At 67.7% G+C, this 12,132-nt stretch carries 12 protein-coding genes; 8 read left to right on the top strand and 4 right to left on the bottom strand.

Annotated elements, in window-relative coordinates; genetic code table 11:
• The first annotated feature begins 218 nt into the window (after positions 1 to 218).
• The 3 genes from NN2_RS09485 to NN2_RS38500 are packed head-to-tail and all read left to right on the top strand — an operon-like array spanning position 219 to position 2,008.
• On the top strand, positions 219 to 962 hold the full coding sequence (locus NN2_RS09485) for a rhomboid-like protein (RefSeq protein ID WP_030516133.1): 744 nt from the start codon (positions 219 to 221) through the stop codon (positions 960 to 962).
• 45 nt (positions 963 to 1,007) lie between these two features.
• Positions 1,008 to 1,697: an endonuclease NucS gene (gene nucS, locus NN2_RS09480; RefSeq protein ID WP_063012275.1), complete on the top strand. Its 690-nt coding sequence runs from the start codon at positions 1,008 to 1,010 to the stop codon at positions 1,695 to 1,697.
• A gap of 8 nt (positions 1,698 to 1,705) precedes the next feature.
• Positions 1,706 to 2,008: an Rv1322 family protein gene (locus NN2_RS38500; protein WP_063012273.1), complete on the top strand. Its 303-nt coding sequence runs from the start codon at positions 1,706 to 1,708 to the stop codon at positions 2,006 to 2,008.
• Between the two features lie 101 nt (positions 2,009 to 2,109).
• On the opposite strand, the gene NN2_RS09470 is transcribed toward NN2_RS38500, so the two are convergent.
• Positions 2,110 to 3,102 (bottom strand): coiled-coil domain-containing protein, encoded by a 993-nt coding sequence (locus tag NN2_RS09470; RefSeq protein ID WP_030516130.1) that lies wholly within the window; start codon positions 3,100 to 3,102, stop codon positions 2,110 to 2,112.
• Between the two features lie 86 nt (positions 3,103 to 3,188).
• Positions 3,189 to 3,659 (bottom strand): methylmalonyl-CoA epimerase, encoded by a 471-nt coding sequence (gene mce / locus NN2_RS09465; RefSeq protein ID WP_030516129.1) that lies wholly within the window; start codon positions 3,657 to 3,659, stop codon positions 3,189 to 3,191.
• 133 nt (positions 3,660 to 3,792) lie between these two features.
• Between mce and NN2_RS09460 the strand changes: the two genes are divergently transcribed.
• From NN2_RS09460 to NN2_RS09445, 4 genes are all read left to right on the top strand, one after another.
• Positions 3,793 to 4,974, top strand: a complete 1,182-nt coding sequence (locus NN2_RS09460) for an acetyl-CoA C-acetyltransferase (RefSeq protein ID WP_063012271.1) — start codon at positions 3,793 to 3,795, stop codon at positions 4,972 to 4,974.
• Between the two features lie 70 nt (positions 4,975 to 5,044).
• On the top strand, positions 5,045 to 5,398 hold the full coding sequence (locus tag NN2_RS09455; RefSeq protein WP_051756420.1) for a DUF3817 domain-containing protein: 354 nt from the start codon (positions 5,045 to 5,047) through the stop codon (positions 5,396 to 5,398).
• A gap of 61 nt (positions 5,399 to 5,459) precedes the next feature.
• The gene (locus NN2_RS09450) at positions 5,460 to 6,308 is read left to right on the top strand and encodes a tetratricopeptide repeat protein (RefSeq protein WP_063012269.1); all 849 of its coding nucleotides are present in this window, start codon (positions 5,460 to 5,462) and stop codon (positions 6,306 to 6,308) included.
• Between the two features lie 119 nt (positions 6,309 to 6,427).
• Positions 6,428 to 6,796, top strand: a complete 369-nt coding sequence (locus NN2_RS09445) for an SSI family serine proteinase inhibitor (RefSeq protein ID WP_146098814.1) — start codon at positions 6,428 to 6,430, stop codon at positions 6,794 to 6,796.
• A gap of 35 nt (positions 6,797 to 6,831) precedes the next feature.
• Here NN2_RS09445 and glgB read toward each other — a convergent pair whose 3' ends face one another.
• The gene (gene glgB, locus NN2_RS09440; RefSeq protein ID WP_082856852.1) at positions 6,832 to 9,051 is read right to left on the bottom strand and encodes a 1,4-alpha-glucan branching protein GlgB; all 2,220 of its coding nucleotides are present in this window, start codon (positions 9,049 to 9,051) and stop codon (positions 6,832 to 6,834) included.
• 34 nt (positions 9,052 to 9,085) lie between these two features.
• Positions 9,086 to 11,089, bottom strand: coding sequence for an alpha-1,4-glucan--maltose-1-phosphate maltosyltransferase (locus tag NN2_RS09435; RefSeq protein ID WP_063012264.1), 2,004 nt, complete (start codon positions 11,087 to 11,089; stop codon positions 9,086 to 9,088).
• Between the two features lie 183 nt (positions 11,090 to 11,272).
• Here NN2_RS09435 and NN2_RS09430 point away from each other — a divergent pair, with 183 nt between their 5' ends.
• Positions 11,273 to 12,034, top strand: a complete 762-nt coding sequence (locus tag NN2_RS09430; RefSeq protein ID WP_063012262.1) for a dienelactone hydrolase family protein — start codon at positions 11,273 to 11,275, stop codon at positions 12,032 to 12,034.
• Positions 12,035 to 12,132 lie beyond the last annotated feature (98 nt).

Here is a 12,132-nt window from a genome sequence, read left to right as displayed (position 1 = left end):
TATACGGACCCGGTCGGGTCGATGCGTGCGTCGCCGGCCGAGTCGACTTGCGACTCGCCCGGCGGATTTTCGGGCGAATGGGATCGGTTCGGGTGGGTATCCCCGGGTTCACAGGACTTTCCTAAGTAAGCCTGACACCATTCGGGGGATCGATCGGGATCATGGATGGTGTCGACCCGGTGCAATCGGTACCGGTCTGGTAGCGGAAGGTGATCGGAATGGTTCTACTCCAGGAGCCGGCCACACAGTCAGCACTGGAGTCCGGCCCCGCGCAGGCCGGCCGTTCCCTCACGCTGCGGGATCGATTCAAGCTGCCGATGACCTACAGCTACGGCGCCCTGCTCATCGCGGTGACCGTGCTGGTGTCGGTACTCAGCGATACGCAGCAGACCCGCGTCATCCAGCATGCGAGCACCAATCTGCACAATCTGCTGGCCGGACGGTTCGGCACCCTGTTCTCCAGTGCGTTCGTGATCGGTGACGGCACCGCGGGCGCACTGCTCATCCCGCTGCTGGTCTGTCTGCTCATTCTGGCGGAGTGGCGATTCGGCGCCCTGTCGCTGCTGCGCATCTTCATCGCCGGCCATATCGGCGCCACGCTCCTCGTCGCCGGCGGCCTGTGGGTGGCGGTGAGCGTGAAATGGCTGCCGACGAGTATCTCCCTCGCCGAGGACGTCGGGGTCAGCTACGGCGCGCTGGCGGTCATCGGTTCGCTGATGGTGGTTCTGCCCGCCAAGTGGCGACCGACATGGGCCATCTCGCTCGGTGCCGTCGCCGTCGCGGGCGTCGTCATGGGCCACACCTTCACCAATGTCGGGCATCTGATCGCCCTGACGATCGGACTGCTCACCGGGTGGCTGCTGTTGCGCAGCGGTCATGCCCGCGCACACCGGCTCAACCGGTTCGAGACGGGTCTGCTCGTCATCGCGGCCGTACTCGGATACATCTTGCTCGTCGGCTGATCGCCCCGCGCGCAAGCGGTCTCGGCGAGGGCCTAAACTCGACCGGTGCGCCTTGTGATTGCTCGTTGCCAGGTCGATTACGTGGGTCGGCTCACCGCACATCTCCCGATGGCCCGCCGGCTGCTGATGATGAAAGCGGACGGCTCGGTGCTGGTGCATTCCGACGGCGGTTCCTACAAGCCGCTGAACTGGATGAGCCCGCCCTGCTGGATGGAAGAGCGCGAGACCGATGTCGAGACGATGCCCGACGGCTCCCAGCTCTGGGTGGTGACCAACAAAGCCGGTGAGGAGCTGCGGATCACCGTCGAGGACATCGAACACGACTCCGCGCACGAACTGGGCGTGGACCCCGGGCTCGTGAAGGATGGCGTCGAGGCCCATCTCCAGGAGCTGCTCGCCGAACACATCGGCACGCTGGGTGACGGCTATACGCTGATCCGCCGCGAATACATGACGGCCATCGGTCCCGTGGACATCCTGTGCCGCGACGCCGCCGGCGCCACGGTGGCGGTGGAGATCAAACGCCGGGGCGAGATCGACGGGGTGGAGCAGCTCACCCGGTATCTGGAATTGCTGAACCGGGATCCGCTGCTGGCACCGGTCACCGGTGTCTTCGCGGCACAGCAGATCAAACCGCAGGCGCGGACCCTGGCCACCGATCGCGGGATCCGCTGCGTCACACTCGATTACGACGCCCTGCGCGGCACCGACAGCACCGAATTCCGGTTGTTCTGAGGGCGCTCGTGCCACGCCGGAAACCCCGTCCGACATCGTCGCGGCTCCCTCGGGAACCGCGGCCCATCGGTGACGTCTTCGGGCGCACCGAGGACGGGCCCGGTGGCGCGGAAACCTTCGTGGTGCGCACGATCCCGGGCTCCCGTGCGGTGAAGACCTACCGATGTCCGGGCTGCGATCACGAGATCCCGCCCGGCACAGCGCATATCGTGGCGTGGCCGGCCGACGGCGGCGAAAACGACCGTCGCCATTGGCATTCCGGTTGCTGGCGCGGGCGCCATACCCGCACGATCACGCGGCGCTGGTCGTAACCCGGCCCCGGGTGCGGGCATAGGGAAGGCCGCCCCCGCGGTGCGGGAGCGGCCTCGAAACGGGTGGTGAATGTGTCGCCCTGAGGGGGTGGCGCGTGTTGTCAGCTCGAGACTTCGGCGCTTTCGCGCTCTTCGTCGACGGACTCTTCGTCTTCCGCCTTGACCTCGGGGATGGCCTTCTGCCGGCCGGAACCGGACTGCTTACCGGACAGCGAACGCTGCTCCGGTGCACCGTCGAGCAGCTCGCTCTCGCGGTTGACCGCGGCCAGCATGGCCGGGACCGAATCGAGCTGGCCGCGGATACCCAGCAGCTGGGCCAGAACTCGGCCGCGCAGGACGCGCATCTCCTCGGCCAGTTCCTTGGCGTGCGCGATCTTGCGATCGGCGGACTGGGTGGCGGAGGTGACCAGGCGGTTGGCCTCGTCGGTGGCCTCTTTGATGCGCTGGGCGGCGTCGGAGCGGCTGGATGCCTCCAGCTCCTCCATGGCCTTGGTGAGCTTGGTACGCTTCTCGGCCATCGTGGCCTCGAAGTCCTGCTGGGCGGCCTTGCGCTTGGCCTCGGCCTCCTTGGTGATGCGGGTGGCATCGGCCTGGGCGGCCTCGACGATCTTGGCCGACTCGGCGCGCGCGTTCGACAGCGTCTGCTCGAATTCGACCTCGAGCGCCTCGCGCTTCTCCTTGGTCTCGGCCAGCAGGGATTCGTACTTGCCACGCATCTCGGTGGCCTGCTGCTCCGCGATGGAGATCATCTCGGCTGCCTCGGCCTGCGCCTGCGCGCGGACCTCGGACGCCTCGTCGGATGCCAATCGCAGCATCCGGGAGATTCGGTCGCTCATGCCTTCCGCGGTGGTGGGCGGAACCGACAGGCGATCTACTTCCTTGCGAAGCTCATCGATCTCGTCGCGGGCGTCCTCCAGCTGGGCGGCCAGGTTACGGGCCTGAGCGGCGGCGGCATCGCGATCTGTTGCGGTGACCCTCAGCTCGGCATCGAAACGGTCGAAGTAATTGCGTACTTCGTCACGGTCGTAGCCTTTACGTACTACCGTGAAAGGCAACGCGACGAAGCGATTGCGATCGGGCTCAGTGGACGACATGCCCCACAAACTACAGCCTGTCGACCCACCATGGTGAGTCGACTGCGAATGTCGTTATGAACTGTTTCCGTGGCCGGATTGCGGTACTAGTGAGTAGGATTCGCGGCCGGTTCGACTAGTTCGACGAGCACACCGCCAGCATCCTTGGGGTGGATGAAATTGATCCGCGAGTTCGCGGTTCCGGCGCGGGGAGCGTCGTACAGCAAACGGACGCCGCGGCCTCGCAGGAAAGTAGCTACCGCGTCGATATCGGTCACGCGGTAGGCCAGTTGCTGCAATCCGGGGCCGTTGCGGTCGATGAACTTGGCGATCGTGGACTCCTCGTTCAGTGGCGCCAGCAACTGCAGAGCAGTGGCGTCGTCGCCGGAACCGGGCAGCGACAGCATCGCCTCGTGCACGCCCTGGGCCTCGTTGACCTCACGGTGGGTTTCGACCATGCCGAGATTGTCCGAATACCACGCCACGGCGGTATCGAGATCGGGCACGGCGACGCCGACGTGATCGACGGCGATGACGTAATCGGCGGGAATGAAAGCGGACGTATCGGTAGTGCTCACTCTACGAAGGTAGCGCGCACCTACCTGGAGCTGCCGGGACGGGAAGGGTTACCGTTGAGTACGAGAGCGGCCCGTCGCCGAGTACGAGGGCGGCACGCCGCTGCGTCCCCGAATGTGAGAAGCGAGGTTCATCGTGGCCACCACCTCTGTCATCGTCTCCGGCGCCCGTACTCCGGTGGGTCGGCTGCTCGGTGGATTGTCCGGGTTCTCCGGTTCGGATCTGGGTGGTTTCGCCATCAAGGCGGCGCTGGAAAAGGCTGGGGTGGCGCCTGAGCAGGTAGACTACGTGATCATGGGTCAGGTGCTGACCGCGGGTGCGGGCCAGATTCCGGCGCGTCAGGCCGCGGTCGCGGGTGGTATTCCGATGGATGTTCCGGCGGTGACGCTGAACAAGGTGTGTTTGTCGGGTATCAACGCGATCGCGTTGGCGGATCAGCTGATTCGCGCCGGTGAGTACGAGATCGTGGTGGCCGGTGGTCAGGAGTCGATGAGCCGGGCCCCGCACATGCTGGAGAAGTCCCGTGAGGGCTTCAAATACGGCGATGTGACCCTGCGTGACCACATGGCCTACGACGGGCTGCACGACATCTTCACCGACCAGGCGATGGGCGCGCTGACCGAGTCCCGCAACGCCGGTGACGGGATCGGCCGCGCCGAGCAGGACGCGTTCGCCGCCGCTTCGCATCAGAAGGCGGCCGCGGCGTGGAAGAACGGTGTGTTCACCGACGAGGTGGTGCCGGTGTCGGTGCCGCAGCGCAAGGGCGATCCGATCGTGGTGAGCGAGGACGAGGGCGTGCGCGCGGATACGACGGTGGAGTCGCTGGGCAAGCTGCGCCCGGCCTTCGCCAAGGACGGGACCATCACCGCGGGGTCGGCGTCGCAGATTTCCGACGGTGCGGCCGCGGTGGTCGTGATGAGCAAGGCCAAGGCCCAGGAGCTGGGGTTGAGCTGGCTCGCCGAGATCGGGGCCGCGGGTGTGGTGGCCGGTCCGGATTCGACGCTGCAGGACCAGCCCGCCAACGCCATCGCGAAAGCCTGCGCGAAGGAAGGTATCTCCCCGGCGGATCTGGATCTGGTGGAGATCAACGAGGCCTTCGCGGCGGTCGGGATCGCCTCGACCCGCAAGCTGGGGATCGATCCGGAGAAGGTCAACGTCAACGGTGGTGCGATCGCGATCGGTCACCCGCTGGGCATGTCGGGCGCGCGGATCGTGCTGCATCTGGCGCTGGAGCTGAAGCGCCGCGGTGGCGGTGTGGGTGCGGCGGCGCTGTGTGGTGGCGGCGGCCAGGGCGACGCGCTCATCGTCCGCGTCTGACCTCGATTCGCGCTGTGGCATGACCCACACCTACTACGACGCTGCGTAGTCGTTGGGCACAATGGTGGCCATGGGCGAATTCTTCGACGTGAGCACCGTGGCCAAGCGGGTGCGTCTGTTCGGACTGCTGGAAGCGCCGTCGTGGGCGTTGTTGCTGCTCGGTTCCGTGCTCAAGCGGCTGCCCGAACCCATCACCTGGCCGGTGATGGTGTTCGGCATGCTGCACGGGCTCATCTTCGTGTTGTACGCGGTGAGCCTGCTGCTGGCGTGGCGCGAATACGAATGGCCGGGTAAGACGATCCTGCTGGGTCTCGTCTCGTCGGTGGTGCCGTTCTCCTCGGTGTGGTTCGAGCGCTGGGCGATTCGGACCGGACAATTGGGAGAGCTGAGCCCGGCCGCGGCCCCGGCGCCCGCCGCGTCGTGACAAACTGGATGTCGTGACTCGACCTGCTGCACGTCGTCCCTCGCCCGCCGCTGCCGCTGCCATGTCCGGCGCGGTGGATCTGTCCGCTCTGAAACAGCCGGCCGCCACGGACGTCCCGGGCGATCACGCCGTCACCGAGGCCGATTTCGAGACCAAGGTGCTGCGGCGATCGCTCGAGGTGCCGGTTGTCGTCGTCCTGTATTCGCAGCGCAGCCCGGGAAGTGTCGAACTGGTCAAGCTCTTCGAGCGGCTGGTCGGCAGCGCCGGGGGCAGCTGGGAGCTGGCCACCATCGAGGCCGAGCCGAATATGCGGATCGCGCAGGCCTTCGGGGTACAGGGCATTCCGACCGTGATCGCGGTGGCCGCCGGGCAGCCGCTGGCCGACTTCCAGGGCTCGCAGCCCGAGGAACAGGTCAAGCAGTGGCTGGCCGCGGTCGTCGATGCGGTGCGGGGCAAACTCCCCGGCGCCGGTGACGACCAAGGCCAGGCGCCCGTGCCCGAGGATCCGCGGTTCGTGGCCGCCGAAGAAGCGCTCGATCGCGGTGATATCGCCGGGGCCGAAGCAGCCTACGAGGCGATTCTGGCCGCCGAACCCGCCAACGAGGAAGCCAAGGCGGCGCTGCGCCAGGTGCGGTTCTTCGGCCGTGCCCGCGAGCTGCCGGCCGATGCGATCGCGGTGGCCGACGCCGATCCCGGCAATATCGACGCCGCCTTCACCGCCGCCGATGCCGAACTGTTCAACCAGCAGCCCGAGGCCGCTTTCGATCGGCTGATCGGGTTGATCAAGCGGACCGCGGGCGACGACCGCAACCGCGTGCGCACTCGCCTGGTCGAACTGTTCGAGCTGTTCGACACCGCCGATCCGGTGGTCGTCGCGGCCCGGCGCAAGCTGGCGACGGCGTTGTACTGAGCCCGGCACTGTACTGAGCCACGCCGGTCGTCGCGGTGGTCGACCGATCGTCCGCGACGACCGATAATCGGCGCAGGCGCCGGCGGAATCCGCCGTCGGCGCGGGGACGGGAGGCCGATGTGAAGGCGACGATGCGTGGTCTGATCGGCGCCGCATGCGCCGCGGCAGTGCTGATGCCGGTGGGCAGCGCCGCGGCCCATGATGCGGCCACCCAATTGATCTTCACCCGCACCGAACCCGATCGCTCGCCTCGCACGGTCACGTTGACCTGCGATCCGACCGGCGGCTCACATCCCGAGGCCGCCGCCGCGTGCGCATATCTGGCCGATGCCGAACTGGCGTTACCCGATTCGGATTCCGGAGTTCGCTGTTTCCGGTACTACCCCGTGGAGTTGCGTGCGCACGGTACGGTTCGCGGCACCCCGGTGTCGATCGAGCACACCTATGGGTGTGTGGTCCCGGATCTGCCGGCGCCCTGGAAGTTCTGAGCCCGGGGCGACCGTGCGCGCCGCCCATCCGATCGTCACCGCCGAGAACGCAACGCGGTGCGCGCTGCATCATCCGTTGCGGCCGTTGCCGATGCTGCGGTGGTGATCGGGGTCAGCCAGATCGCGCTGTTGGCGGCGACGGTGACCTCCGCCGAATAGGGCCGGCCGTGCCAGGGGCAGGCGGATGCCGATACCGCGCCGAGGTTGCCGGTGCCGCTGCCGCCGTACGAGGTGGCGTCGGTGTTGAGGATTTCGCGCCAGGTGCCCGAGGCCGGCAGGCCGATGCGGTAGTCGCGGTGTTCGACGCCGGAGAAATTGAAGACGCAGGCCACGACCGAGCCGTCGGTGCCGTAGCGCAAGAAGGCGAGCAGGTTGTGCGCGTGGTCGTCGGCCTCGATCCAGGCGTAGCCACCGGGCGCCGTGTCCTGGGTCCACAGCGCGGGGTGGGCGCGATAGACGGTGTTGAGATCGGCGACGAGAGCGCGGATACCGTCGTGCAGGGGGTTGGCGAGTTCGTCCCAGTCCAGTCCGCGATCGTGTGACCACTCCCGGAACTGGCCGAACTCCTGGCCCATGAACAGCAGCTGTTTGCCCGGGTGCGCCCACATATAGGCCAGCAACGCGCGAACGCCGCAAGCCTTGGCGTAGTCGTCGCCGGGCATGCGGGTCCACAGCGTGCCCTTGCCGTGCACCACCTCGTCGTGGCTGATCGGCAGCAGATAGTTCTCACTCCACGCGTAGACCGCCGAGAACGTGATCTCGTTGTGGTGCCAGCTGCGATGCACCTGATCGCGTCCGAAGTAGCCGAGGGTGTCGTGCATCCAGCCCATATTCCATTTCAGGGTGAAGCCCAGCCCGCCGACCTCCGTGGACCGGGTGACGCCCGGCCAGGTGGTGGATTCCTCGGCGATGGTCACCACGCCGGGATGATCGGCGTGGACGGCGGCGTTCAACTCGCGCAGGAAGGCGACGGCCTCCAGATTCTCCCGTCCGCCGTGCACATTGGGCTCCCAGCCGCCCGGTGGACGCGAATAGTCCAGGTACAGCATCGAGGCGACGGCGTCGACGCGCAGCCCGTCGATATGGAACTCCTCGAGCCAGAACCGCGCGTTGGCGACCAGGAAGTTGCGCACCTCGTTGCGGCCGTAGTCGAAAATGTAAGTGCCCCATTCCAATTGCTCGCCGCGGCGAGGATCGGGATGTTCGTAGAGGGCGGTACCGTCGAAGCGGGCCAGGGCCCATTCGTCGCGCGGGAAATGGCCGGGAACCCAGTCGAGGATGACACCTATCCCGTGGGCGTGCAGGTGGTCGACGAAGGCGCGGAAATCGTCGGGGGAGCCGAAGCGAGCGGTCGGTGCGTAGTAGGAGGTGACCTGATAACCCCAGGAGCCGCCGAAGGGATGTTCCGCCACGGGTAACAGTTCGACGTGGGTGAAGCCCTGGGCCCGAACGTATTCCGCGAGCTGTTCGGCGGCGGTGCGATAGTCCAGCCCGGGCCGCCACGAGCCGAGATGAACCTCGTAGACGCTCATCGGCTCGCGGGTGGGGTCGCGCCGGGCACGGGTGGCGCACCAGTCCTGATCGGTCCACCGGTAGCCGGCGTCTGCGACGACCGACGCCGTCGCGGGCGGGGTCTCGGCGGCGAAGGCGAGAGGATCGGCATGGTCGGCGATCCGTCCGTCGGCGCCGTGGATGCGGTATTTGTAGCGCGTGCCCGCCGCGACGCCGGGTACGAACACCTCCCACACCCCGGACGATCCGAGCCGGCGCATCGGTGCACTGGTTCCGCTCCAGCTGTCGAAATCGCCGAAGACGGTCACGCCGCGCGCATTCGGCGCCCATACCGCGAACGACGTGCCGGTGACCTCGCCGTCGAGGGTGGTGTAGCGGCGCGGATGGGCGCCGAGTACCTCCCAGAGCCGCCGATGTCGTCCTTCGCCGAGCAGGTGCAGATCGAGTTCGCCGACGGTCGGCAGGAAGCGGTATCCGTCGGCGGTCAGCACGGTCCGGCTGCCCGGATACGACACGATCAGGCGGTAGTCCCACAGATCCGGAAATTCGACCACGCCCTCGAAGACCCCGTGGCCGATGGGGCGCAGCGGATGGTCGACGCCGCCGATGCGCGCCGACACCGAATCGGCATGGGGGCGAAGGGTTCTGATCACCGTACCGTCCGGATGCGGATGCGCGCCGAGGACCGTGTGCGGGTCGGTGTGGGTACCGGCGGCCAGCAACATCAGATCGCGCCGATTCATCGGCGCGGCCGCCGTGCCGTGGTCCGGCGTGCCGTCACCGGAAGGTCCTGCGGTAGGCCGATTCGGTGCGCGCGGCCGCGGAGACCGCCGGGAGGGCGAGGATGTGAGCGGGCGCGCGCACGGGGTCGAGTCGCACGTAATTGGTTTGCGCCCAGTGGTATTCCTCGCCGCTGATCTCGTCGTGGACCGTCGGCCGGTCGTGCCATTCGCGTCCGATGGCCGGCATGTCGAGCGAGATCATCCCGTCCTCGGCGCCGAACGGGTTGAGGTTGACCACGACCAGCACCGCGTCTCCGGAGCTCGGGTCGATCTTCGAGTACGCCAGCAGTGCCTCGTTGTCGACGTGGTGAAAGGCGATGCAGCGCAATTGTTGTAGCGCGGGATGGGCTCGGCGAATCTCGTTCAGCCGGGTGATCAACGGTTCCAGCGACTCGCCGCGGGCCGCGGCCTCGGCGAATCGTCGCGGGCGCAACTGGTACTTCTCGGAATCGAGATATTCCTCGCTGCCGGGGCGCACCGCCTGGTGCTCGAAAAGTTCGAAGCCGGAATACATACCCCAGCTCGGACCCAGCGTCGCCGCCAGCACGGCGCGCACGGCGAACATGCCCGGACCGCCGTGTTGGAGGCTCTCGTGCAGAATGTCGGGAGTGTTGACGAACAGATTGGGCCGGGCCTCGTCGGCCTTGGCGGCGAGTTCGCGACCGAATTCGGCCAGTTCGTAGGCGCCGGTGCGCCAGGTGAAATAGGTATAGGACTGGGAGAATCCGCGCCGCGCCAGACCGTAGAGCCGGGCCGGGCGGGTGAATGCCTCGGACAGGAAGATCACGTCGGGATCGGTCCGGCGCACCTGCGCGATGAGCCATTCCCAGAAGTCGGCCGGTTTGGTGTGCGGATTGTCGACCCGGAAGATGGTGACTCCCAAGGCGATCCAGTGCCGCACGACGCCCAGGACGGCGGCGTAGAGCCCGTCCGGATCGTTGTCGAAATCCAGCGGGTAGATGTCCTGATATTTCTTCGGCGGATTCTCCGCGAACGCGATGGTGCCGTCGGGGAGGGTGGTGAACCATTCCGGATGGCTGCGCACCCACGGGTGGTCGGGCGCGCACTGCAGCGCCAGATCCAGCGCCACCTCGAGACCGAGTTCGGCTGCGGCACGGACGAATTCGGCGAAATCCGCCTCGGTTCCCAGGAGCGGGTGGACGGCGTCGTGGCCGCCTTCGGCCGAGCCGATCGCCCAGGGGGAACCGAAATCATCGAGACCGCAGGTCAGAGAGTTGTTGGGGCCCTTGCGATTCACCGTTCCGATCGGGTGGATCGGCGGCAGGTAGACGACATCGAAACCCATGGCCGCGATGCGTGGCAGTTCTTTCGTTGCGGTGGCGAAGGTGCCGTGCACCGGATTTCCGTCGGCGTCCCAGCCGCCGGTGGAGCGGGGGAAGAATTCGTACCACGAGCCGACCAGCGCTCGCCGCCGCTCGACCAGCACGGTGTGGGCCGGACCGCGGGTCACCAGATCGCGCAGCGGCGTCTCGCGCAGAATCTCGGCCACCTCGGCGCTGAAGGCGGGTGCCACCCGCGCCGGCAGTTGCCCGTCGCTGCGCAGCGCGGCCGCGGCGGCGCGCAATTTCTCCCACTGGCGTTTCGGCACCGCCTGGGCCGCCCGTTCGAACAGCCGGGCACCGATCTCGAGATCGTTGGCCAGATCCGCCGCGCTCTGGCCGACGGCGAGTTTCGCCTCGACCGCGGCCCGCCACCCGGTGATCGGATCGCCCCAGCCTTCGACGCGAAAGGTCCACAGCCCCGGCGTATTCGGGGTGAAGACCGCGTTGAAGACATCGGGTTCGAACTCGGGCGCCATCCGGATCCGCTGGGTGCGTCCGCCGCCCGGTCCGCGCACGGCCAGAGTGGCCGCCACCGCGTCGTGGCCCTCGCGCCACACCACGGCTCGTACCGGCACCACCTCGCCGACCACGGCCTTGGCCGGATATCCGCCCGCGACGGCCGGGGCGGTGTCATCGATGGCGATGCGACCGGTCACGGCACCAACCGTACCGGTAGTCCGGGCGCGACCACGAACACGCGCGACGTGGGCCTGGGCGATTGCGGGCCGGAGGTGCCCGTGGCAGACTTTCCGGGGCGTTGGTTCCGTTTCTGTGGACGCCGGTGCGCACTACCGGCACGAACGAATTCGCCGAGAGAGCCGAGAGAAAGGGAATTGCGCATGACAGCGGTGCAGGGGCAGGCCGTGGAGATCGCGATGCCCGACGGTGTCGCCGACGCGTACGTCACCTATCCCGCGGCGGGCGGGAAGTACCCCGGTGTGTTGCTGTACATGGACGCGTTCGGACTGCGTCCGAGCCTGCGCGCGCTGGCCGACGATGTCGCCGCGGCCGGATACACGGTGCTGGTGCCCAACGTCTTCTACCGGCACGGCCGGGCGCCGCTGGTCGAGCTGCCGGATTTCATCGACCCGCAGCAGCGTCCGGACCTGTTCGCCACGATCGTCCCGATGCTGCGGGAACTCACCCGCGATCTCGTGGTCCGCGACGCCGGTGCCTATCTGGACTGGCTCACGGCGTTCGAGCACACGGCCGGCGGGCCGATGGCCACCGCCGGCTACTGCATGGGCGGCCGGTTGACGGTGTACACGGCCGGCGCGTTCGGTGACCGAATCGCGGCCGCGGCCGGATTCCACACCGGGGGATTGGTCGTCGACGGCCCCGACAGCCCGCATCTCGCCGTCGAGAGTGCCACGGCGGAAATGTATTTCGGCCATGCCGACCAGGACCGCTCGCTGACGCCCGACCAGATCGAGACGTTCGACAAGGCGCTGGCCGCGGCCGGAGTGCGCTACCGCACCGAGGTCTACCCCGGCGCACACCACGGTTACACCCAGACCGACACCGCGGCCTACGACCGCGAAGCCGATGCGCGGCACCGGCGCGAACTGCTGGCCCTGCTCGCTCGGACGCTGCGGGGATAACACCTTTCGCAGCAGGTCAGCGCGCTGGCCCGGTCTCGGCGTGCGGGGTGCGGCCCGGTGCCGCCGTGTAGGGTCTACCCGGTGAAGGCATTGCGTCG

Origin of the sequence: Nocardia nova NBRC 15556 (assembly GCF_001613005.1) — a bacterium.
GTDB classification, from domain to species: domain Bacteria; phylum Actinomycetota; class Actinomycetes; order Mycobacteriales; family Mycobacteriaceae; genus Nocardia; species Nocardia nova.
The sequence above is the reverse complement of the archived record's forward strand: the minus strand, read 5'-3'. Positions and strand labels throughout refer to the sequence as shown.